Genomic DNA, 23639 nt, shown 5'->3' on the forward strand with positions numbered 1-23639 from the left:
GGGATCATGTAAGCCAAAAACGCAGGACACCAAGCACTCAAAGAAAATCTCCCTCTGGACTATCCGGAATAATCATCAAGATGGATGGCCCGAACAAGATTCCGTCCATCTTGCTTCGCTTGATAGAGAGCTTTGTCCGCCAATGAAAAGAATCGATCGAAATCAGAAAGGTACCGGTAGTCACCACCGGAAAGACCGATACTGAGGGTTACCCGATTTTTTTTTGTTCCAGGAAGAAAAATCGTGGGAGAAGGAACCCCTTGGTCAAGATTCTTCTGAATGCTTTCCGCTTTTTCGAGAATCGTTTCCAATGACTCACCTTCAAAGACAACAAGAAACTCATCCCCACCCCAACGACAAAAAGAGAAATTCATATTTTCGAGTTGCCTCGAGACAAATAGCACCACTTGCCTGAGAAAAAGATCCCCGGCCGCATGTCCGTGCTGATCGTTGAGCGCCTTGAAATGATCCGCATCAAACACCATAAAAACCACTGGCATTCCGACAAAGTTTCCCTGTTTTCGCTGGAGTCCCCTACGGTTCAAGATACCTGTCAGGGGATCGAGATTGGCTTCAATCGATGAAACCATCAGCTGCTTGTTCGCCGTGGCGATATCGGCTCCCATTTTTTTGATTGTGGAGAGAAGTTCTCTCGACTCGTCAGTAATCTTTTCAAAAATCTTTCTCGCCTCCTCCAGTGATTTGGACTGATTGAGGCGTTCAACATTTTTTTCAAGCCTGGAAGAAGCACTTTCCAGCGTACCGGAAATCTGGGAAACCATTTGATTCAAAAACACTACGGTCTTCTGAAACTGTTTCTTATCCTCCAGGACCTCTTTCAGAAAACCTCTGTTCCGGGTCAGGATATCTTTCAAAATAAAATGAACCTCCCGACCAACCTCCGTATCTGACAATAGATGGACCTTGGGGATCAACCGGCTTAAGCCTTCGAGTTGCCTCAGCGACCAGGAATCCTCCTCCATCTGGGCAAAAAGGGAAGAAACCTCGATCAGATCGGACAGGGCTTCATTACCCGGAGAGGCTTCCATCTGAAAATAGACTTCAGCATAATTCCAGGGAGTAGGGGGTAGTCCGTCCCGGCTGAGCTGACGAAGAGTATGTGCGGCTAATTCTGAGGGCTTCTTGCTCGTAGCATCTCCCACTTCCAGAAATCTCCTTCATTTTAAAGGAAAAAGACCCGACATAAAATAACAGCCACCACCAGGAAACTATTTCCATCACGAACAAGAAGCGCACAAGGGAACATTACGTTCAGAATGAAAAAATTTTGACAATCATTCTAGTCCAACATAAAAAAATATCAAGGATTTCAATGAAAAATCGTTTTTGTTAAAAACATTTACACCCATAATAATAAATATTCGTAAAAAGAGTCTCATACGCAAAGGCCCAATTCTGTCCTTGATCAGAAAGATTCATCTTCCTGATCAAGGACAAGAGTCTCTCAATCGGGTTGTCTGAAATCAGAGACACCAAGTCTCATCCAAAATCACTTGATTTCGATTCTTTTTCTCTCTAGAATGAAGGGGTTTTGTGGATGGATCCCGTTTAAAGAAAGGTAAAATCGTGGCCAAAGAATGTGCAGTATGTGGCAAGACAAAAGTCATGGGAAACCAGATCAGCCACTCCCATAGGGTCAGCAAAAGGGCATTTCGTCCCAATCTGCAGCCAGTCAGGGCATTGATCAACGGAGCAGCAAAGCGGTTACAGGTCTGCACCCGTTGCATTCGAAGCGGAAAAGTCCAAAAAGCCCTTTAGTTCGCCCTACTCCGCTTTTTTGAAACAGATATTGGAGGAGCAAACACGGAACGGCTCCTCCTTCATCACAAAAGTGCTTCTACTTCCACATCCCGTGTTCATTCGTCTTGAAAAATCAATAAGAATCAAACTTCGTCCATCAACGAAAAAATTCCTCACGATAATGCCGCGGTCACCTCAATCTCGACTTTTGCCGATTTTGGCAGAGAAGCGACACCGATCGTTGAACGGGCCGGATAAGGCTCTCCGATCAATCTTGAATACACGCCGTTCATCTCCGCAAAATCGTTCAGATCTGTCAGATATACGGTGACCTTCAAAACAGATTTCCAGTCGATACCATACGATTTCAATACACCAGCGATATTCAGAATCACTCTTTCTGTTTGTGACGAGATACCACCCTCAACAAGATTTCCGGAATTCGGATCAAGAGGAATTTGCCCTGACAGAAAAAGGAATCCACCATGTTTTCTGGCTGTCTGATACGGTCCAACGGGAACGGGAAAATCATTCATGCTTGCCTAATCTCCTCTAAATGTTGCGCCCAAAAAAGCTCCGATCATTGCATACCAAGGGATAGAGACTTTAGGGTCTCCATTCATCCGGCACACAACACCGGAACAAAATCCTTTCCGATTGACCCTTGATAAAAACAAGCCAAAGATTGCGCCTCCAATTGCACCCAAAAACAAATGGTCAAGCATTTAACCTCCAAAATACTGAGACAACGAGTGAACATTCCAGTACACTATCGGAACACCCCACAAACACCATACAGATTTTGGAGGAACCATGGTCAAAGTCATTCTTCTCACCGCAACTTGGTGCCCGACTTGCCCCCCCGTAAAACGGTTCTGGGAGCTACTGTCCGATGATCAGGACATCGAATACACAGAAGTGGATATCGAATCTCCAGAAGGCGCCTGCCTTCGGGAAGAACACCAGATCCAGATGGTCCCATCGACTCTGATCAACAACCGGCTCTACTTCTCGGGGATGCCAGAAAAGCAGAGGGCAACATCCATCATTCGGGCCCTTAAGGAGTCGGAGCGGTAGGATCAGGCCATCCGGCTCTTCCAAGAGACGAAACATACTGCGCCAGATCATGAATCTGTTCCGGCTTCAAAAACGTAAAATCCGGCATCGGGGATTGAGGGAAGTGGGCCTTCGAATTGACAAACTGGACTTTGAGCCAATGTTCCGAATGGCCAACAAGCCCCTCTTCCGAAAGGTCCGGGCCAACCTTTCCCCCTTTTCCGTCGACCATATGGCACCCCATGCAGCCACTATGGTCAAAAACGATTTTCCCCCGAGCCATGGCAGTTCTGTCAAGTGCCACCATGGGCTTGTATCCTGCTTCTGCCTCCAACGACAGGACAATGATCAGCCCAAGACTTAAAAGAATGGTTGAAACAACGACCGGTCTCTTGTAAGGAGAGCGTTCGGGGCTTTTATCAAAAAATGGCCAAACCACCAGAAGAATCCCGACGATCAGTGGGACTCCCAAAACACCTGCAATTTCAGGGCGAATCATTTTTAAAAGCTCAAAAATCCAGTCAAAATACCATGCAGGGGTCGGCGAGTAACTGGAGTTCGCAGGATTGGCCATCGCTTCCAGTCCCGGAGGAAAAAGAACAGCGAGCGTGGCGACCAGGATAAAGATAAAAAGCATTCCGAGAGAATCCATCAACACCTGTCTTGGATAAAAATACTCTTTTTTCTCTTCAAGCTCGGATGGAGATCCCCGGAATGGCCCCGCAGGGCCGACCCGGCGAAAAATAACCATGTGCAAAGCGAAAAAGCCGATGAAGAGAGATGGGAGAACCATCGTATGGATGGCAAAAAAATGCGACAGGGTCAAGGCTCCCAAGCCGGTTCCTCCCCGGATGGCACTTTTGATTACGGGACCAACAACCGGAATGATCCCCATCATGTTTGTTCCGACAATCGTTCCCCAATAAGCTCGCTCGTCCCAAGGCAGAAGGTAGCCGGTAAAAGCGGCTACCATCGTCAGTGCCAGTAAAACGACACCAACAAGCCACATGACTTCTCTTGGTCGCTTGTAAGCCCCCCAGATAAAAACCTGAAGGAGGTGGATTCCCACCAGAATGACCATGACCGATGCTCCCCAGTAATGGAATCCTCTGATCAATCGTCCAACCGGAAGCGTTCCATATTTCAGGTGATCGATATAGTTGACACTGTCCCAGGCATGATCGGGAGTCCCACCATAGTCAAAGGCCAGCATGACACCTGTCACAAACTGTATGATCAGGGAGAAAAGGACCATGCTTCCAAAAATATAAGCCCATCTTGCGCCTCCCGGCATAGGCTCTGCCAGAAGAAACTGCATCAGGGAGCGAACTCTGATCCGTTCATCCAGGTACTCAACCAAACGGTTCGGACGGGAAGGATGCATGAAAGAACCCTCCTATTTTTAAAAGGATTTTGGACAAGACTACCGTGGCATCAAGTCAGGACAATCTGACCTTTTTAGGAATCCCGACAACAAACTGCTCATAAACAATCGATATCGCCCCATCTTTGGAAACCCTAACGGGCAAAGAATCCATAGGTCTTGGAGCAGGACCGGAAACACGGTTTCCATTGAGCTGATAGATGGAGTGATGGCATGGACAAATAAATTCTTTCTGTTCTGGCGTCCACTGGGGAGCACAGCCAAGATGGGGGCAAACAGGAGAAAGAACGGTAATTCTGGGATCAGAGTTTTTGAGTTCCAGAGGAGAATCCATCCCCTTGATCTGGTCTTCCGATTTGGAATCCGGAGCATTGGGATTGGAATGATGGATCAGCCAGACGGATCTGGAAACAGGAACCTTCATCCACCCACTCACTGAAGTTCCAAAAAATGGATGTGAAATGGGCGTATCCGTAGGAAGTGCGTTCAGATTGATTCCAAGGTCAATCCAATGATCTACCACTTTTGTTTGGGTTGCAGTCAGGATATACCCACCTATGGGAACAACAAGACTGACACCGATCATTGATGCCACGACAACCGTTGATTTTGCCATGAAGTCCCGACGGCTCATCGCATGATCTTCTCCTAGTTCCCTCAAATCGCAGGGCTTAAGCGTAACAAGCGCTCCGATCTCAATATGGGCACCTGGAGGAAAAAACCATGATGGAACCTCCTCATAGTCTTCCGGGTGAAAAATGGGCCATTTCGAGAGCCCATCTGAATTCATCGACTTTTTAAGATGAATCGATGATGGGGAGATCTCGGACACCAAATCCATGGGCAAGCGCCGGAGCCCGGATAGTTCACGGACAACAAGCTCCACAATTTTTTTTTGGGTTTCGTGAAAAACAAGCTGCTCCAGGGTTCCAACCTGTTTTCCCGAATGATCCAGAACCGGAATGCCCATTCGAAACACTACTGGCTCCGTCATGATTCCCTCCCGTAAATAAGATTCTTTGTTAATGAAGAAGAGCTGAAATCCATACTACTCCCCAAGACCAATCCGATCAAATCAAATAACTCAAAATAAGCATTTAAAAGATTTAAAAAATATAAAAATATTACAATAAATAGATCTTACAATTGGAACAGGAGACTCGTTAGACAGAAAACACAAATGGAAATTGCCAGAAAGTGAATCGTCGAACCCTCCCTCGATTGTTCAAGAAAGAAGAGTTCGACGATAAGCAGAATGCTGATTGGTGATGATGTCTAGGCGGGAGATGAACCCGGCAAAACCATTCCTAAAGCGTGATACCCCTTGTCGACATGAATCAGCTCCCCTGTAACACCCCTGAAATAAGGTGACAAAAGAGAAACCGCAACATCTGCAACCTCAGAAACGGTCAGTTGCTCCTTGATCGCCGACTGTTCGGAAACGGTCTTCACCATATCTCCAAACCCTTTGATCGCACGACCTGAAGCGGTTTTAACCGGTCCGGCCGACAGTGAGTTGACGCGGATTTTTCGACCACCCAGATCATAGGCCAGATAACGAACAGCCGATTCAAGGGCAGCCTTTGCCACTCCCATGACATTGTAGTGAGGAACCACACGTTCGGAGCCCAGATAGGTCATTGCAACAATGGCTCCTCCGTCATTCATGCGAGGAAGAAGCGCCTTTGAAAGAGCCACAAGGGAAAAAGCACTGATCTCCTGTGCCAAAAGATAACCCTTCCGGCTGGTATCGACAAAATGTCCATCTAGCTCTTCCCTAAGGGCAAAAGCAATGCTATGGACCACTCCGTCCAGAAAAATTCCAGCCTTTTCAAGTGTCGAACAAAGAGAGGTCAACTGCTCTTCGTCACACACATCAAGCGGCTCAACCAGAACGCTGTCTCCACCAGGAATGTCGGCAAGAATCTTCCTGATATTTCCAAGCTGGGTCTCGCCCTGGTAGGTCAGTGTGATTTTTCCGCCCTCACGGAGAACCGCTTCTGCCACTGCCCAGGCAATGGACCAACGATTGGCAATTCCTGTGACCAGAATGTGACGCCCCTTAAGCATCTGATTACCCAGAACTGTTTCAGTCATGACTTTACCTCCAATTCTATTTGTTGGGGGGAGTACCCGTTCCCCGTGTCTTTGCAGAAGAAGGGAGCACCCCCTTTTGAGAACTCCCCGAAGGAGGAGCCGTTTTGATGGAAGGTGCAGATGCGCTGTTTTTTCCCGAAATGGGGAGTGAGCCTGATGCCGGAAGAACAGGATTCACCAATTGAGGGAGAATCTTTTTCGTTTTACCCACAGCAACCTTTTGGGAATAAATAGGATTCAGGGAAAATCGCTCAAAGCTGACGATACCGGTAGATGGGTTCGAAACAACCACAAAAACCCCGGTTCCATCATGATTGAGAAGAGACCACATCGGACGGCCGTCAATAGAAACTCTCTGAACAGGTTTAAGTGTTCTCAAGTCTGTCAGGACCATCTCCTCTGCATCCGGGTAAAAGATCAACAGGAACTCTGACTGGACAGGACCCACCATTGTCCCAGGAGAATCATCACTGTATCTGTGATGAAACGCTCCTCCGGATTGTCTCCGGACCAGAAGCTCGTTTTCGCAAAGGGCTGCAACACCTCCACCGGTGAGTGGCAAAACTGTGGTCAGTCGTTCACAAAGATCCAGCGTCTCTTGATGGGTCACCTGAAGTGTCTTCCCGTCGACAACCAATATCCGGGAATGCCGGAGCAACGGGATGTAGAGCCCTTTACCCAAAAAAGTGATTTCATGGATCCGGTCTCCGAAAGCGGTCCAGCGTTCGACCTGATAGGAAGCGGAGTCCAGTCGATAGAGAATATGAACGGCTCCAGCGAGAAGGAATGTTCCAAAATCCCCCCGGTATTTGATCACTGTCGGATTAAGTCCCGTTGGTAAATCTTTCATCTTCGATGGATCATCTAGCGGTATGACATGGAACTCCCTGGAGTCCCCTTCCGTCACAAGAATATTCCTTTTCTTCCAGTCGAATGTCGCATCAAGTGGCTTCACTACGTTGGAGATCGTCTTGATCACTTTTCCTGTTCGGCTGTCCAGAACAAGGACCTGACCACTTTTCATCAGTGTCAGGAAAACCAGATGCGCTGTCTTGCTGTACCCCATCCTCATTGTCTGGATTGGGTAGGAGAGGCGATATAAGGGCCGGGATTCTATCTTGACCGAAGACACAGTGCCAGTGGGCACATTTGCCTGAAGGACCGATCCTCCGAATGAATCATCAGGCAAAAAAGCCCTGCACAGAAGCAGCAAAAACAAAAGAGAGATGACACCTTTGAACTTCATTTAATCCTTCGGGGACCATGAAAATCAATCATAAAACCAATAACCGAAAAGCAGAATTCGCTTTTTCCCCAACTGCATAAAACCCTTTAAAACCCGGGACCGATCAAGAAAGTCTCCTAGACAAGTCCAAGAGACAGTCCTCTCCCGTCCTTTGGCAATGGATGCCATTTCAGGCGAACAGGAAGACTTTCCGTCAGTACCGGCTCAATCAGTTCTTCCAAGAACTCAAGGACATATTCATCCACAACAAGAAAATCATGGCCCTCATTTTTTCCTTTAAGAGAAGCATGAATCCAGAGAAATCCATTCTCCCAGAAAGGAACCATTTCCAAAGTTTCCTTCCCGGAAAGGTTCATCCGGTAGACAAACTCCATGACCCGCTGTTGAAAATGAAGAGAAACCCCCATCGGAAAGAGAAGTGACCACGGCAAAATGGAAACAGAAGGGAGGTCATCCGCATTTTCATTTTCAGGATCCAGCATCTCTCCTATCTCAGACAGGATCGCATCAAACAATCCCGTATCATCCCCCTCTAGAAACTCCTGAATTCCACCTTCCATAGGAGAATTCTGCGAAATAACAGATCCCATAAGAAAAACGGGATACCCCGACTCACCTTCGTGCAGTTCTTGGGAGCTTCCCAGATATCTGACGACAGGATGCTCTTCACCAAGAATGGTCTCAACCGGAGCGGACAAGAAAGAACCCTCTTCAGACACGGAACCCAGTCCATCAGGCAAAAGCGTCTGTGATTCGGGAACTTCAAGAAAAAACTCACGTCGTTCCTCAAAAGAGAAAAGATAGAGTTCAGGTAACAGGGCAAGTGTTGGGTGGAGGTAGAGCATCGATTTCGATCGCAGCTGAAAAACACTTGAAAGCTTTTCCTGAATTTTCTCAAGAGTATCGGGAGAAAGGGAGAGATCCGGTCTTTCGAGACCATCAATCATGATTCCAAATCCATACATAAAGCGACTGTTTTCCGAAGTGCCCCCGATCTGGACCAGGTCATCTTCGACCTCAACACCTTCGGAATAGGTCTCCAAAAATCTCCTGATTGCCAGAGACCAGTCGGGGGTGATCGATGGCAATGAGGAAATAACCCCCAACGAATCCATCTCATAGAGTGTCGCCAAGGCTTCTGAGACGACATCATCATCCTCAACATTTTCAAGCACAACCTCCGGCGTCCCCTTATCGATCACCTGAGAGAGACTGTTTATGAGCTCGTTTAAATCTTCATCCGAAGTGTCATGGGAATGATCATGTGAATCAGACATCGTTCAATTTTCTCCGCATTTCCAGTGAAAAGGTTCAATCCTGATGCTTAATAAGTCGTCGCATATATTAAAAGGAAAAGTGCGGGACAGCAAGTCTGGTCCAGCCCGACATCCAAAGCTCTTTGCCCCTATGGAGCAAAGGGATTGGACGGAGGAACCCTCTCCAGCGATATCTGTGTCCTGATAGTCTTTCCGCCTTGGAAAAAGACAGAAAAACACTTTGAATAAAACCCGTTTTTAGTGACACAGACAGTTCCGCTCATCCCTGCATGGGCCTCAAAAGAAACGGGAGTATCTCCAATCAGAACCCCGTCAACCTGCATTTTGGCTCCGGAGGGATTTGATGAAATCCGTAAAAGGGTATGTGTCTGATCCGGAATCGGAGAAGATGCGTCCGGAGAGACTGGTCCATTGGAAGTGGAAGGCGCCCCTGATCCATTCATGGGAGGAATCGAAGGAGAGGAAGGAGGTGGCGGGAGTCCGGCCCCAGGTGATGGTGGAAGCGTTGGCGATACCATCTGGTTCCCCTGGTTCAAATAACGATTCTTCATCTCCTTCAAAAGAGACTGGGAAGTCGAATCACCCGATCCATCTGCATACACCATGATCGGAGACAGGGAAAATACCACTAGAAGAGTAATGGAAAAGGTGAAAGGATTTCTGGACATGCTGCCTCCGAGTCGATGAAAACCAGTGTGCATACACCGCTATGAGGATTGAGTGGGCTTATCAGAGCGCACCTTCCAGTTAAAAAGAGGCAAGGCACCGGAATCCTTCTCAGGCAATTGGGAAAGCCCGTCGGAAATCGCCTTGAATGGCTTTTGACGATTCCAGTGTTCGAGTATTCGTGTTGCCCGTTCAATCACAACCTCCGGAACCCCTGCCAGTTTTGCAACATCAATGCCGTAGGATTTTGAAGAGTGACCCGAGCTGATCCTGTGAGGGAAGAAAATCTTGCCTCCCTCGATCCGGACAGCGACAGACTGGTTCAAAAATCGTTGTCCCTTTTCCGTCAGGGCATGAAGTTCATGATAGTGTGTGGCAAAGAGTGTCATGGAGCGGATGTGATCATGGATATATTCGGAGACTGCCCAGGCAATGGCCATTCCATCAAAGGTAGCGGTACCCCTTCCGACCTCGTCAAGAATGACAAGCGTTTTGGAGGTCGCATCCCTCAATACCCTGGCAACCTCCTTCATCTCCACCATAAAGGTTGACTCCCCCTCGAGAATATGATCATTCGCACCCACTCTTGTCAGTATCCGGTCAACAATTGGCAGGACCGCCGAATCCGCCGGAACAGGTGCTCCCATCTGGGCCATGATCTGGATAAGGGCCAGTTGCCTCATATATGTTGATTTGCCTGCCATGTTTGGACCCGTGAGGAGAACAAATGTCCCAGACCCAAGGTTGGTATCGTTCGGCATGAAGGTCCCCGACATAAGTCTGGCTTCAACAATCGGGTGTCGTCCATTTGTAATCGACATGGCACCATCCATTGAAAATGATGGCAAAACGTATTGTCTCTTTTTTCCGACTCTGGCGAAGGAGAGCAATGCATCAACCGTTCCGAGAAACTCCGCCATTCTCTGAATTTGGGCCGACAAAGACAACACCAGTGTCGTCAGCTCATCCAAAAGGGCAAACTCCCTTTGTTGAGCCCTTGAGCGGGATTCCGCTATCCGCTGCTCAAAATCCATCAGCTCGGGAAGTGTATATCGCTCGACACCCGTCAATGTTTGTTTTCTGAAATAGTGGGAAGGGACCTTTGATACCTGCCCCTTGGTCACTTCAATATAATAACCGGCAACCTGATTATAACGGATTCTCAAGGTATCGATTCCCGTCGAACGTCTCTCTCTTTCTTCAATTTTCAAAAGATCCTGATCGCCTTCCCTTTCAAAGTGCCGATAGCCATCCAGTTCCGCATCAAAACCGTCGCGAATGACCGGAGACTCTCCGCAGGAAACAGGCGGATCATCCACCAGAGCTCCGGACAACCGGAGAACCATCGCCGAAAGGATCTCGATCGAAGCATCTCTTTTATGATCCGGCAGCAGTTCGGTCCATTCTGGCATCTTGGCAAGCTCGATAGCCCCCTGGATTCCATCCCTGATCCCTCCAAGATCTCGCGGCAATCGGCCTTTCATTCCGATTCTTCCTAAAATTCTCTCAATATCCCCCGTTGAACCAAGAATATCCCCGATCCTATCAGCCCATCGTGGGTTTTCATCCATGCGTTTCACAATCCATTGTCGCAACAGGATTGTCTCCCGATCGGAAAGAGGCGCCAAGACCCAACGTCTGAGCATTCTGCTCCCCAGTGAAGAGCGGGATTGGTCCAGAACCTCCAGAAGACTTCCATTTTTTTTCCGGTCTTCCTGATCCGGAACAAGATCGAGGTGGCGTATCGATGCGCGATCGATCACAAGGGTACCCACCGTTTTCTCGACCGTAACACCTGTCAGATGGTGGATGATCCCGGCCTTGAGCGAGGCAACATAAGAGATCAGTGTGGAAAGCGCCCGTTCCGATGCAGGAGAAAGGACCGGAAACTCGAAACCTTGAGGAAGGACATCGAGCAATTCTGTCAAAGGAATTTCGGAAGGAGACATTCTCTGATGGTCTATTCCGGACAAGGCGACAGACAATTCGTTGTCTGCGATGAGAATCTCCACAGGCGACTTTGAGGCCATCCAGTCCAGAATGGCATCAAGATCTCCTTTATTCTGCGGTTCAAACACAGCAAGATGTCCGCTTGAGAGATCCAGACTCGATATCGCAACCGATTCATCCATCCGGACGATACAGACACCATTTTTTGTCTGTCCCCCTTCAAGCGATGGATCTTCGATCAAAGTCGATCTTGTCACAATTCTCACAATTTCTCTTGCAAACATTCCGTCGGACTCCAAATCCGGCTGTGTCTGCTCCGAAATGGCAATCCGGTATCCCAGAGATACGAGACGTGGAAGGTAAAGTTCCAGAGAACGGGCCGGAATCCCGCACATGGGCAGAGGATTGGATTTATTCCGATCCCTCGAAGTCAAGGTGAGCCCCAATACTCTGGAAACCTCCACCGCCTGGTCTCCGAACAATTCGTAAAAGTCTCCCAGTCGGAAAAAAAGAAGGGCTTCCCCTGCTTTTTCCCTTAACCCCTGATACTGCCGAAACAATGGAGTGTCCGGATAAACCCATCGTTTTTGAGATGCCATTTCTTCAGTGTCCATGATCCCCTTCACCATGCTGGCCACCTCCATGAGGAGATTGCCTTGAAAAACGCTTCTTCAGGGAACTGCCAATTTTGCTTAACAGGATAAAAAAAAGAGTCGCGAATATTCCGGACAAAAAACAAAGGAGGACCAAAACGCCCACAGAAACGGGATTCGATTGCCCCCAAAACGGGATCTGGACAAAAACCGTATCGTGATCGTTCTCGAGAACAAAAAAGGTTCCAAGGAACGCTATGAGCAACAAGAACAGTCCATTGATCGCCTTCACTTTTCCCTCAAAACGGGCAGTGGCAGGTCAAGCCACTTCATGACCTGCTGCAAATCCTTCCAGACGACTGCCTTTGCCTGGGGATTTCTGAGCAAATAGGCGGGATGATATGTCGGCATGATCCTGATTCCGGGAAAATCCTGCAGAAGTGTTTCAACCCCCCTTACCGAGGATATGGCCGACTCATTCGAAATCACCTGGAAGATCGCAGTTTGGCCTAGCAGAACGATGGCTTCAGGAGAAACGATCCTGATTTGCTCGAGGAGAAAATGTTTGCAAGCCTCCCTCTCAACAAGAGCTGGGGTTCTGTTCGACGGTGGACGGCATTTGACGGCATTGGCGATAAAGACCTCCTCCCTTGAGAGCCCCATCGCAACAATCATTTTATCAAGGAGCTCTCCAGCCCTCCCTACAAAAGGTCTTCCGGTCCGGTCCTCTTCCGCCCCTGGCCCCTCACCGATGAAGAGAAGCCTGGCGTTGAAATTTCCTTCTCCAAAAACTGGATTGGTCCGGGAATCACCAAGGGGGCAGGCCCTGCACTCAGAAACCTTGACAGCCAAAGAATCAAGTGCCTCGGATCGACTTGCAGGAGTTTTAAGTGGTAAGGATTCCGCAGGATCGACTTTTGCCTCCAGATCTTTTCGTTGATCTTGCAGGGAAGAATCGGCGCCTTTCCCGAGAGCCACCTTGGGAGAGATAGTTTTAGACACGGGAAGATCCGGATAGAGGTCTGAAAGATAACGCAGGTGGACGAGGAGTCCATCCATGTCTTTGCCATCAGATTTTCTCATAGGGTCCGCCTGTAGTGGGAAGGATTGGTCTTGCTGGCCTGGTGAGAAGAATATCACCCCACGGATCATGAGGAACCGATTGGTCCATTTCCGTGGCAGCAGCTGAAAGGACAAGACCAACTGAATCGGCAAGCTCCCTGGCCAAAATACCAATGGATCTTGACTTCGCAAGCTCCGCTCCAGCCAAACCATGGAGATATGCAGACAAGATCACCGCTTCATAAGGGGATGTTCCCTGAGCGAGCAAACCGGAAATCACTCCGGTCAGAACATCTCCCGAACCCGCTGTCGCCATGTTCGGACTTCCTGTCATATTCACGGTCATTCGACCGTCAGGAGCAGCGATGATTGTTCTGTAGCCTTTCAGAAGAATGATGGCTGATAGTTTTTCGGACCATTCCAGCAGAAGTTCTGTTGAGTGCTCCAAAACAGTGGAAACAGGAAGATTCAGATAACGAGCAAACTCTCCGGGATGGGGAGTCAGAATCAGGGGAGCTCCATTTGATCGCACAAGACTCATGGGAAAATTCCGGTATAAGTCAAAGATTCCGGCATCTGCCACAACAGGCCCCGAAAACTCATCCAGAACATATCGGGAAATCTGAAGTTCCTCGGATCCAGGAGACAAACCGGGCCCCATTGCGACAACATCAATGTTGTCAAAAATTGCCGACAATCCCTCTGAAAAAGACTCCGGCAAAGACCTGATCATCTGCTCAGGGAAAAAAGATGTCTTGGGTCCCGTATGCGGAAAGAGAAGCGTGAGAAGCCCTGCTCCTGCCCTCTGGCCACCGAGACCGGAGAGCATCGGGGCTCCCCACTTTCCATCGCTACCTCCCCAGACAAGGAGATGGCCAGCTTGTCCCTTGTGAAGAGAAGGTGGCCTTTTGGGTAAAAGAGTCGCCATATCCTCGGGGAGAATAAGCTGACGGGAAGGAGCCGGAAAGGAGAGTGAAGGATAAAGGCCAATGTCAGAAACAACCAGATCTCCTGTGTAACGACATCCCGGATCAACCAGAAGCCCCCATTTGGGAAAGGCGAAGGTAACAGTCCGATTCGCCTGAACGGCCTTCTCTCCCCTTCCGGTTTCGCCATCAAGCCCGGTGGGGATGTCCACAGACAGGACAGGAACATGAAGGGCGTTCATGGTTTCAATCGCGACAAGAACCTCATTGGCGGGTTCTCCCTTGAAGCCTGTACCAAGAATCCCGTCAATGATCACACTTGCATGTCTGAGTTTATGGATGGATGTTTGGGGAGAAAAATGGAGGATCCCGTCCGGTCGGCCACCTTGAGCTACGGAAAGTCTTTTTAAAGCCAAACTCAGGGCTTTTGAGTGTTCTCCCTCCGGATATAAGAGAATGGCTGCCGTTTTGATGCTTTTGAGAGCCAGGTGCCTTAATGCGACAACAGCATCAGCGCCGTTGTTCCCTTTTCCAACCATTGCGACAACACTGGAAGGAAATGGAGAAAGAGCCAAAACGCCTCTAGCGACGGCCAAGCCAGCTCTTTCCATCAAAAGATCTTCGCTGAGAAAACCTTCCTGAATGGTTCTCTTTTCCATTCTGGACATTTCGGAAGGAATAACAACCTTCATGGAGACTCCCCCAAAAAAACGACAAACGCCAAAGCATACGCCCGCTCGTGGGATATGGAGACCATTATCCTCCCGGATCCCATCGCAGAGACTCTTCTTGCCGCTTCACCGTAAAGACAAACGGTTGGTGCTCCCGATGGCATCCGGATCGTTTCAACGTCCCGCCAGTTTAAACCTGAAGATAAACCGGTCCCCATGGCCTTGAGAACAGCTTCCTTGACTGCGAAGCGCCCTGAAAGATACGCCGGGGAAAGAGAGGACTCCGCAATTTCCCTTCTTGTATAAATACGTTCAAGAAAGCGATTGCCATACTTTTCAGTCAGCTCCCGTATCCTGTCAATGGACACAAGGTCCGTCCCGATGGAAACAATGTTTTCCAATGGTCTTTTCCTAGCAAAGGATGGCCCGGCAGATCGGCACCTTCACCGCTTCAATTGTTCCTGTAATTCGCCAATGGCCGCCGAAAGTCCGACAAAAACCGCCCGGGAAATGATACTGTGGCCAATATTTACCTCAGCCAAATTCGGGATTGAAAGGAGTGGCGATAGATTGACACTATCAAGACCATGTCCCATCGCAAGTCTTACACCGCTCGAAGCAATATACAACGAACACTCGATTAACCGTTCCAGCTCATAGGAATCCGGCCCATTGCCAAAAGAATTGGCATAGGGCCCTGTATGAAGTTCTATTTGTTCAACACCAAGATCGCAACCTTTCTTGACCTCTTCCATATCGGGATCCAAAAACAAGGACAACGGAATGTTTTTTCCGGAAGTCAGCTTATGAAATCCCTGAATCTTTTGGCTCAATTCAGGATCGAGAGAAAGCCCTCCTTCAGTCGTTCTTTCAAGCCTTCTTTCCGGAACAAGAGTAATCAGTTGAGGGATTGAGTCCAGGGCTTTTTTCTGCATTTCCGATGTAAGCGCCATCTCCAGATTAATCGGCAACTTTCCCCAGGAGAGAAGATCCACCAGATCCTGATCAAGAATATGTCGACGATCTTCCCGCAAGTGACAAACAACCTGACCTGCCCCTGAGGAATGGACGACTTCCGCTGCTAAAAGAGGATCGGGATTTTTTCCCCCTCGGGCATTTCGTAATGTCGCGACATGATCTATATTGACCCCCAACACAATCACATCAGTGGCCTTTTTTGGTTTTTGAGATCGGTCCCATCACAGAAATACCGTAATTCTTACCCCACTCAAGATCTCTAGCCAAAGACTGGATATCTTCCGGTGTCACTTCATCAATCCATTGTTCGATTTTGGAAACAGGAATCTCTTCCCCCCAAGTCAAAAGATTGCGCCCCATCTTGCTCATCCGGCCCGACACACTTTCCAGTCCAAAAAGCAGAGAAGATTTCAACTGATTTTTGGATCGGGCCAACTCATCTTCAGTAAGAGGAACAGATTCAACTCTCTCAATCTCCGAAAGAAGGACACTCTGAAGTTCTTTTCTTTTGGATGGGCGTGTTGAAGCAACGACCCTTACTATTCCTCCATCAGAAAAAGACATTGGCGAAGCATAAACAGAATAGGCCAATCCTCTCTTTTCCCGAACTTCCTGGAAGAGTCTTGAACTCATTCCACCGCCAAGATGGGTTGTGAGCAACCTCAGAGCTGACTGTCTATGGTCACGCTGGGGAATACCCCTGACGCCAATACTCATATGAACCTGTTCAAAGTCTTCATCCGATTCCCATATTCCAAAATTTTCGAATGGGGGATCCTGAGCGATTCGATCCAGTTTTTTCTTGGGAGACTTTCCAAAAGATTTTTCCAGTGTTTTCAGAATCAGTTTCCAATCAACATTGCCAGCGATGGTGATGAACATCGATCCAGAATGATAATTTTCTTGAAAATACTCCATGACGGACCTCTGGGAAAACTTTTGAATAGATTCTTCTGTTCCCAGGATCGGACGGCCAAAAGAGTGATTGGCAAAATACGATGAAAAAAGCTGTTCTGAAACAAGATCCTCAGGATCATCTTTTGCCTCCATCAACTCCTCCAGAACAACTCCTTTTTCTCTCTCAAGTTCTTCCTCATCGAAAACAGATTCACACAGGAGGTCTCCAAGCAAAGAAACTGCCCTGGGCGCATTTTCAGAAAGAACCATCGCATAGAAAGACGTAATTTCCTGACTGGTAAAAGCATTCATTTCTCCACCGAGAAAGTCCATCTCATTAGCGATCTCTTGCGCATTTCTTGTTTTGGTGCCTTTAAAACACATATGTTCCAGAAAGTGAGTCATGCCTCCCTGGGAGATTTCCTCATAACGGCTTCCCGATCTAACCCATACCCCAATTGATGCGGCCCGGCTCTCGGGCATCGGATCCCAGTAAACCGGCAATCCATTCTTTAAAACAGCAGTTACGTATCCCACCTGAAATTCCTTTCAAAAAAACATCATTGTCATCTTGCATTAAACTAAAAGGATATGGACTCATTCTTCACCAGAATACATTGAACAATCCCTACAATCCAAAAAAGAAACAGAAGAGTGGCTCCTCTTGCCAGGAACGTTGAAATCAATCGGAGCATCTCAAGGGACTAAAACTTGAGTTTGATACGGTTGGGAAAGCGGATACAACTCCAATATTTATCCTCTTCAATCAGGAGAACGGAGCAAACTGAGCGTAAAAAAACAACCCGTTTACTCCAGGGAGAGAGAAAAAAGGATCCTTGCCGGCTTCATGCACAGAATCCTTTCTGAACATTCCCTCCCTGAAGATTAAAAAGAACCCAGAACAGTATACACTGCCCATCCCTGGATTCCCCCCTCAATGAGAGGTTATATCATTGCCAATGAGAATGCCCCAGACAATCAGGAATTATCGGTTTGAAGACCAGAGAACATGTCCCCGATAGTTGGCCAACTCTTTTTTGATCGTTTAAAACTTGAACATTTGCCCGCGCATAATGGAATGGTCCGTGCAGCCTGGGGTGGGATGCCGGCTCCCGATCGGGTATTCTTTCCGGGACAAAAATAGGGAGAGGCGCCAAGAACGCCTCTCCCCCACACGCAAAACACCCTTTTCAATTATGTAAGGAGAACGCATGAAAGTCGAGACCCCGAAGAAGACGAAAATCACTCCGGAATCCACCCTTGTCACCGTTTGCGTCGATCTGTCCAAGAACACGTTCCATGTGGTGGGTCTTGATGCCGAAGGGAAGAAGATCCTGCGGCGGAAATTCCATCGGGAAGGCTTCCGGGACTGGCTGGCTCGCCCGGAGCTTCCCCGTGTCATCGTGGCGATGGAAGCCTGCGGCGGAGCCCAGTGTTGGGGGCAGGTTTGCCAGTCTCTGGGGCATACGCCGATGCTGATTCCTCTGCATCACGTCAAGCCCTTTGCCACCTCCCAGAAGAATGATTTCAATGTGCGACGTGAAAAGTCGCTTGCAGGAGCTGTTCTGTAGGAAGAACCCACTGTTCAGCCAGTGGAGCCCACCGACACATGCGGGAGGAGTAATCGTCCGGTATGAAGCTGTCGGAAACGTACCCGCGGGGAACCGTAGGACAAGTCGTGAGAGGAATCCGAACCTGGTAGCAACGACCGGGGAGGGGCAAGGGCTAGACGGGAAAGGTCAACCCAGGTGAATCGTCGCAAGCATCGTTACGTTTGACAAGCTCAAGTTGCTGGCCAAGGCTTGAACCAAAAGGTAAGCGGGTTGGTAGATCTTCTGTTGTATAGGATTTACGCTGACGACAACTCCCGCCGGTGTACAGACGAGACCTTCCCCCATCGCACGCTCATCAAGCGGAACACGACAACCCCGTATGCCTGCCCTTCGGGGCAAGCCAACCGCAAGGAAGGCCCTTGGGCATGCGGGCGAAGGAAGCCGGAAAAAGCGAAGGCCCGGCGGTAATCGCCGGGATAGGGGTTCATGCCCTGCCCCGAAAGGGGGCCCACGTCCGGCTGATGCTCAATCACAAATTCTTCTGAACGTTTTGCAGAGAAAGGTTGACGTAGATGACGGAAACCCCGCCAACGTTGCCCCATCGCTCCTTCACGCACTGGGGCCTTATCGACTGGTCCCGAGTCGAGAGGGTGGTAAAAGGACTTCAGACGCGCATTGTGAAGGCCACGCAAGAGGAAGACTGGGGAAAAGTCAAAGACCTCCAGCGTCTTCTGACACGCTCGTTCTTCGGTCGACTTCTGGCCGTGAAGCGAGTGACAGAAAACCAAGGAAAGGCAACGCCGGGTGTGGACGGAGTGATCTGGTCCACCCCGGAATCGAAGATCCGAGCCCTGCCGACCCTGAAACGGGAGGGATATCAATCCCAACCGCTCCGAAGGGTCTTCATTCCGAAAAGCAACGGCAAGATGCGGCCGCTTGGCATCCCCACCATGAAGGACCGAGCCATGCAGGCGCTTCATCTGCTGGCTCTGGATCCGGTGGCGGAAACGCGGGCGGACGGAAGCTCCTATGGCTTCCGACCGGGGCGGTCGACCGCAGATGCGAGAGCACATCTCTTTCTTCTGTTGGCCAGTCGCAAACGCTCTCCCTGGGTCCTTGAAGGGGACATCGAAGCCTGCTTCGACCGGATCAGCCACGACTGGTTGGTGTCCAACGTTCCTATGGACAAGACCATGCTTCAACAGTGGCTGAAGGCAGGAGTGATTCACAAAGGAGAACTCCAACCCACGAAGTCCGGGACCCCGCAGGGCGGAATTATTTCGCCTGTGCTCGCTAACTGGGCCTTGGACGGTCTAGATCTCTGGCTTAAAACATGGTCGGAAGGAAAGGGCCTCCATCTCGTGCGTTATGCCGATGACTGGATTCTGACCGGGCCTTCGAAAGACGTTCTGGAAAGGGCCAAGGAGCGCATACAGGAGTTTCTGACGGAACGGGGAATGACCCTGTCTCCGACGAAAACCTTTATTGCCCACATCGACGAGGGGTTCAATTTTCTCGGGTGGAATTTCCGAAAGTATTACGGGAAGCTCCTGATTAAACCGTCGGAAAAGAATGTGAAAGCGATTCTGACGAAAATCCGGGATTGGGTTAAAGGACACAAACAGGCGCAGCAAATCGACGTGATTGGCTTTCTGAATCCGCTGATCCGTGGGTGGTCCAACTACCACCGCGGGGCCGTCGCCAAGGAAACCTTCGCCCATGTGGATTCCAAGATTTTCGAGCTGTTATGGCAATGGGCCAAACGCCGACATCCGAGGAAAAGCGCCCGATGGATCAGGGAACGTTATTTTCACACCATCGGGACACGAATCTGGGTGTTTGCGGACCAAGACGACAAGGGAAATTGGGTATCGCTGGTCAAAGCCAGCGATACGAAGATCGTAAGACACGTCAAGGTCAGGAAAGAAGCCAACCCCTACGATCCCATCTGGAAAACATACTTCAAGGACCGCCACAAGCGGAAGCGAGAAGCATTCGGAGAAGAAAGATGGGGCATGGCTGAACTGTGAAGAGGAAAGAGCGCACCTGCGCCTGAAGCCTTCATCCCATTGTCTTCAACAGCGCCACCAAGGTTGGAAAGCGCGACCGGCTCCCTCAAGGGGCTTATGAGTGTTCGAGCCACGGTGAAGGGAAACTTTCACGCCGGGTTCCTCGGGGGCTTGGGACCTGAAAGGGTCCCCGGCTACCCTACGATGCGGAGGCTATTGGGGAAGCTTCTCTTCGCCCTCGCACCACAAGGGTTCCCGTCAAGACGCCCGAGCAGCAGGATCTGGCGATGCTGATCTCCGCCCGGCAGGGGCTGATCAACGACCGGACGGCTCTGGTAAACCGGACCCGGGCGTTTCTTCTGGAAAGAGGCTTCGTCCTTCCCCTGGGGATTGCGGCTCTCCAAAACCGGCTTCCAGAGCTTCTGGACGACGGAGCAAACAGCCTGACGCTGGTCACTCGCACGCTGATCCGGGAGCTTCAGGCCCAGATCCGGTCTCAGACGGAAAAGATCGGGGAGATCGATGCGATTGTAAATCGTAAAATAGATTTGACCCTTTATTGAAAGATAAAACTGACCCCCCTTCGAAAAGAAAATTGTTAAAGTCCTCTCAGGAATATCTTGAGAGGAGGGAAGGGGTGGTCAGCATGTATCTGTGGCAGAAGATTCGGATGATGCGGGAAAACAAGCAAGGGATTAAAGCGATTGCCCGGACATTGAAGCTTTCAAGGAATACCGTGAAAAAGTATCTCCGATCTGCGGAGCCTCCGGTTTTTCACAAACGAGAGTACGCCCGGAAGATTGCGCCGTATGAAGGTCGGATCGTCGAGATGGTTCGGAAGCGGTACATCGGGACCCGGATCTATGAGGAGCTGGTGGCGGAAGGATATCGGGGATCCCTGAAGACCTTGTACAACCATTTGTCCCGGATTCGATCTGAAGAGCGGGAGAAAGCCCGAAGCACCGTTCGGATGGAAACGGGGCCGGGAGAGCAGATGCAGTACGACTGGACCGAGTGGGAGATTGATTGGGGGGGAACAGTCCAGACGGTTTATATCCATGCCGTGGTTCTGGGCTACAGCCGGCTGACCCATTTTTCCTGTTCCGCCACGATCCGCCAGGAGGATGTGATGAAAGCGCTGGAACGGGCCTTTGCCTTTTTCGGAGGAACCTGCCGAACGCTTCTGATGGACAACGGGAGCCAGATGGTGGTGGAGAACCGGAAGGAGAAAGGCGTCCGCTTCAACGAGTCCTTCCTGATGTTTTGCGGCCTGTACGGGATCGATCCGGAAGCCTGCCAGCCCTATCGCGCCCGTACGAAGGGAAAAGTCGAGCGGACCTTCTTCTCGCTCAAGGAACGGGGGCTCCGGGGCAAGAAGGTGTCGGACTGGGGCAGCCTGGAGAATCTGCTCCAGACCTTCACCCGGACCTTCAACCAGCGCCGTCACCAGACCCTTCACGAAAAGCCGGTGGACCGCTTTGAACATGAGAAGTCCCTTCTTCGGCCCTTGGTCCCGGTCGATCCCCGGCGCCTCTACGAAGGCGAAATCCGGAAAGTCAGCTCCGACGGATATATTCGGTGGGATGGACACGCCTATCCCGTTCCCATGCGTTTCTGTGGACGGAGTGTCTGGGTGACCGTGGAGTCAGGAATCCGGCTGACGGTATGGGGAGAGGGGGAGACCCCGCTCCTCACCCATCCTCTTCGAACCGGTTCCCCGGACCCCCTTCCGCCGCACCCGGAGCATCAGGAGGCCGAACCCCGACGGAAGAAGCGCCGGGAAGGGCTCCGGGCCCGATGGGTGGGCCGGTTCCGGGAACGGTTCGGGGAAGAGGTCGAGCCCTTTCTGGAGGGGCTTCAGGAAGCGACCGGACCGAACTTCACGTGGCATGTCTCCGAGATCGTGGAACTTCTGGAGCGGTACGACCCCGAAGAGGGACGGCGGGTCCTTCGGGAGGCCCAGGCATGTCAGGGGTTCCATAAAAACTTTCTCCGTCCGCTCCTCCGGCCGGAGTGTCTTCTTCCGGTGCCGGAAGGCATGGCTCTGCCGATGGGAGCCTCTCTTACGCGTTCTCTCGACTGCTATGGGGGACTCGGAGAGGAGGTGTGCCATGACTGACCTCCACCAGCGGATCACTCAGCAACTCCGGACCCTGAGTTTAAAGGGACTGATCGACCTTTACCGCCCTCTGGCCGAAGAAGCGGCCAAGAACCAGCTCCAGTACGAGGAATACCTGGCTCTTCTTCTGGATGAAGAAACCCGGGGAAAGACCGACCGGTCGGTCCGCACCAAAATAACTCTGGCCCGGTTCCCTTTCCTCCGCACCCTGGAGGAGTTCGACTTTTCTTTCCAGCCCTCCCTGGAGGAAAAAACCTTGGTCCGCTTGGGAACGCTCGACTTTCTGGAGAAGGCCGAGAATCTTGTTTTCCTTGGACCGCCTGGCGTCGGGAAAACACATCTGGCCGTGGCGATCGGCATCAAGGCCTGCCAAGCCAAAAAGCGCGTTCTGTTCCTCACCCTCCCCGCTCTCTTGCGGGATCTGTCTCTGTCGGTCCGGAACGGCACCCTGCCGGCGAGCCTCCTGGCATATTCCCGGTACCATGTCCTGATCATCGACGAGGTCGGATACACCCCGATTACCCGGGAAGAGGCCAACCTGCTCTTTCAGCTGGTCTCCATCCGTTACGAGAAAGGATCGATCCTTCTGACCAGCAACTACGGGTTCGAAGACTGGGGAAAGATCTTTCCTGACTCTGTCGTGGCGGCGGCCATTATTGACCGGCTGGTTCATCATGCCCGGATTTTCCCTATCCAGGGATCGAGCTATCGTGTCCGGGACAAAATCCATCGGCGAAAGAGCGCAAAACCATCCCCATCTTCGCTTATCTCGCAAGGGGAAGGAGAAATCAAAGCCTCACTTTAACCGGGAGGAAGGGGGGTCAATTTTATTTTTCAAAAAGGGGTCAAAAGTAGTTGCAATCTACAGATGCGATGATGAAAATGCTTGTCCGTAGCAACGAGACGGGTCGGCGTCTTCAGACAGTTCCAGGAGTGGGGCCCTTGATTGCAGCCGCCCTGATCTCCGTCATCGGGGATCCGAAACGCTTCGGGAGTGGGCGGGATATGGCGGCCTTTTTAGGCCTTGTTCCAAGTCAGCATACATCGGGAGACAAGGTGCGTCTGGGAAGGGTCACTAAACGGGGGGACAGCGGGTTGCGAAGTCTTTTGGTGCAGGGAGCACAGGCTGCGCTTCGAGCGGCGGAGCTGAGTGGATCCGGAAAAATGAAGGACGGCAAGCTCCGAACATGGCTTCTGGATCTACTGAAGCGCAAGGATACCCGCAACAAGGCGGTCGTGGCCCTGGCCAACAAGATGGCGCGCATGGCCTGGGCGATCTGGAAAAACGACACGGTGTACACGGCGGCCGCATGAGCAGCTCAAAGGTGAAAAACCGGCATGAACGCTCTCTTGCGTCACCACGGAGACCCTGATGAAGACATAACAGATCGGCA

23 protein-coding genes are annotated in these 23639 nt (G+C 50.4%); 8 read left to right on the top strand and 15 right to left on the bottom strand.

All coding sequences use genetic code 11. The features are described from left to right. Window positions 1-59: 59 nt before the first annotated feature. Window positions 60-1163: a GGDEF domain-containing protein gene (locus LFE_RS07995; RefSeq protein ID WP_014449720.1), complete on the bottom strand. Its 1104-nt coding sequence runs from the start codon at window positions 1161-1163 to the stop codon at window positions 60-62. Between the two features lie 424 nt (window positions 1164-1587). Between LFE_RS07995 and rpmB the strand changes: the two genes are divergently transcribed. After that, on the top strand, window positions 1588-1779 hold the full coding sequence (rpmB, locus tag LFE_RS08000; RefSeq protein ID WP_041774923.1) for a 50S ribosomal protein L28: 192 nt from the start codon (window positions 1588-1590) through the stop codon (window positions 1777-1779). 155 nt (window positions 1780-1934) lie between these two features. Here the strand turns inward: rpmB and LFE_RS08005 are convergent, their stop codons facing one another. Beyond that, window positions 1935-2297 carry a Rid family detoxifying hydrolase gene (locus LFE_RS08005; protein ID WP_014449722.1) on the bottom strand — a complete coding sequence of 121 codons (363 nt, stop codon included), beginning with the start codon at window positions 2295-2297 and terminating at the stop codon, window positions 1935-1937. Window positions 2298-2574: 277 nt separating this feature from the next. Between LFE_RS08005 and LFE_RS08015 the strand changes: the two genes are divergently transcribed. Then, complete coding sequence (locus LFE_RS08015; RefSeq protein ID WP_014449724.1) at window positions 2575-2838, top strand: glutaredoxin family protein; 264 nt, start codon at window positions 2575-2577, stop codon at window positions 2836-2838. On the opposite strand, the gene LFE_RS08020 is transcribed toward LFE_RS08015, so the two are convergent. From LFE_RS08020 to LFE_RS08080, 13 genes are all read right to left on the bottom strand, one after another. Next, a complete protein-coding gene (locus tag LFE_RS08020; RefSeq protein ID WP_014449725.1) occupies window positions 2819-4201 on the bottom strand; it encodes a cytochrome b N-terminal domain-containing protein in 1383 nt (460 codons plus the stop codon). The two genes, LFE_RS08015 and LFE_RS08020, sit on opposite strands and share 20 nt — an antisense overlap. Window positions 4202-4256: 55 nt before the next feature. Next, complete coding sequence (locus tag LFE_RS08025) at window positions 4257-5195, bottom strand: QcrA and Rieske domain-containing protein (protein ID WP_014449726.1); 939 nt, start codon at window positions 5193-5195, stop codon at window positions 4257-4259. Window positions 5196-5476: 281 nt separating this feature from the next. After that, entirely contained in the window at window positions 5477-6298 is an 822-nt protein-coding gene (locus LFE_RS08030) for an enoyl-ACP reductase FabI (RefSeq protein ID WP_014449727.1), read from the bottom strand. A gap of 16 nt (window positions 6299-6314) precedes the next feature. Then, the gene (locus LFE_RS08035) at window positions 6315-7544 is read right to left on the bottom strand and encodes a YncE family protein (protein ID WP_014449728.1); all 1230 of its coding nucleotides are present in this window, start codon (window positions 7542-7544) and stop codon (window positions 6315-6317) included. 116 nt (window positions 7545-7660) lie between these two features. Further along, window positions 7661-8821, bottom strand: a complete 1161-nt coding sequence (locus tag LFE_RS08040) for a hypothetical protein (protein WP_014449729.1) — start codon at window positions 8819-8821, stop codon at window positions 7661-7663. A 128-nt stretch (window positions 8822-8949) separates the two neighbouring features. Further along, the gene (locus LFE_RS08045; RefSeq protein WP_041774246.1) at window positions 8950-9489 is read right to left on the bottom strand and encodes a PEGA domain-containing protein; all 540 of its coding nucleotides are present in this window, start codon (window positions 9487-9489) and stop codon (window positions 8950-8952) included. A 39-nt stretch (window positions 9490-9528) separates the two neighbouring features. Further along, on the bottom strand, window positions 9529-12051 hold the full coding sequence (gene mutS, locus LFE_RS08050) for a DNA mismatch repair protein MutS (protein ID WP_158310256.1): 2523 nt from the start codon (window positions 12049-12051) through the stop codon (window positions 9529-9531). Further along, on the bottom strand, window positions 12041-12322 hold the full coding sequence (locus LFE_RS08055) for a hypothetical protein (RefSeq protein ID WP_041774247.1): 282 nt from the start codon (window positions 12320-12322) through the stop codon (window positions 12041-12043). The genes mutS and LFE_RS08055 overlap by 11 nt, the downstream gene beginning before the upstream one ends. Beyond that, entirely contained in the window at window positions 12319-13113 is a 795-nt protein-coding gene (locus LFE_RS08060) for a uracil-DNA glycosylase (protein ID WP_014449732.1), read from the bottom strand. The genes LFE_RS08055 and LFE_RS08060 overlap by 4 nt, the downstream gene beginning before the upstream one ends. Further along, window positions 13100-14710, bottom strand: a complete 1611-nt coding sequence (locus tag LFE_RS08065; RefSeq protein ID WP_014449733.1) for a bifunctional ADP-dependent NAD(P)H-hydrate dehydratase/NAD(P)H-hydrate epimerase — start codon at window positions 14708-14710, stop codon at window positions 13100-13102. The genes LFE_RS08060 and LFE_RS08065 overlap by 14 nt, the downstream gene beginning before the upstream one ends. After that, window positions 14707-15090 (bottom strand): holo-ACP synthase, encoded by a 384-nt coding sequence (gene acpS / locus LFE_RS08070; protein WP_014449734.1) that lies wholly within the window; start codon window positions 15088-15090, stop codon window positions 14707-14709. The genes LFE_RS08065 and acpS overlap by 4 nt, the downstream gene beginning before the upstream one ends. Window positions 15091-15132: 42 nt before the next feature. Beyond that, window positions 15133-15852 (bottom strand): pyridoxine 5'-phosphate synthase, encoded by a 720-nt coding sequence (locus LFE_RS08075; RefSeq protein ID WP_014449735.1) that lies wholly within the window; start codon window positions 15850-15852, stop codon window positions 15133-15135. Between the two features lies 1 nt (window position 15853). Then, complete coding sequence (locus LFE_RS08080; RefSeq protein WP_014449736.1) at window positions 15854-17101, bottom strand: M16 family metallopeptidase; 1248 nt, start codon at window positions 17099-17101, stop codon at window positions 15854-15856. A gap of 674 nt (window positions 17102-17775) precedes the next feature. Here LFE_RS08080 and LFE_RS08085 point away from each other — a divergent pair. The 6 genes from LFE_RS08085 (at window position 17776) to LFE_RS08110 (ending at window position 23559) form a co-directional block, all read left to right on the top strand. Next, window positions 17776-18135, top strand: a complete 360-nt coding sequence (locus tag LFE_RS08085; RefSeq protein ID WP_014449737.1) for an IS110 family transposase — start codon at window positions 17776-17778, stop codon at window positions 18133-18135. Window positions 18136-18689: 554 nt separating this feature from the next. Next, window positions 18690-20147: a group II intron reverse transcriptase/maturase gene (gene ltrA / locus LFE_RS08090; protein WP_014449738.1), complete on the top strand. Its 1458-nt coding sequence runs from the start codon at window positions 18690-18692 to the stop codon at window positions 20145-20147. Window positions 20148-20413: 266 nt separating this feature from the next. Beyond that, window positions 20414-20689: a hypothetical protein gene (locus LFE_RS08095; protein ID WP_014449739.1), complete on the top strand. Its 276-nt coding sequence runs from the start codon at window positions 20414-20416 to the stop codon at window positions 20687-20689. Between the two features lie 83 nt (window positions 20690-20772). After that, the gene (istA, locus tag LFE_RS08100) at window positions 20773-22245 is read left to right on the top strand and encodes an IS21 family transposase (RefSeq protein ID WP_041774666.1); all 1473 of its coding nucleotides are present in this window, start codon (window positions 20773-20775) and stop codon (window positions 22243-22245) included. After that, window positions 22238-23050 carry an IS21-like element helper ATPase IstB gene (gene istB / locus LFE_RS08105; protein ID WP_014448550.1) on the top strand — a complete coding sequence of 271 codons (813 nt, stop codon included), beginning with the start codon at window positions 22238-22240 and terminating at the stop codon, window positions 23048-23050. The genes istA and istB overlap by 8 nt, the downstream gene beginning before the upstream one ends. A gap of 50 nt (window positions 23051-23100) precedes the next feature. Next, window positions 23101-23559 (top strand): IS110 family RNA-guided transposase, encoded by a 459-nt coding sequence (locus LFE_RS08110; protein WP_050989507.1) that lies wholly within the window; start codon window positions 23101-23103, stop codon window positions 23557-23559. Window positions 23560-23639 lie beyond the last annotated feature (80 nt).

The sequence above is a fragment of the Leptospirillum ferrooxidans C2-3 genome (assembly GCF_000284315.1).
Lineage (GTDB): Bacteria > Nitrospirota > Leptospirillia > Leptospirillales > Leptospirillaceae > Leptospirillum > Leptospirillum ferrooxidans.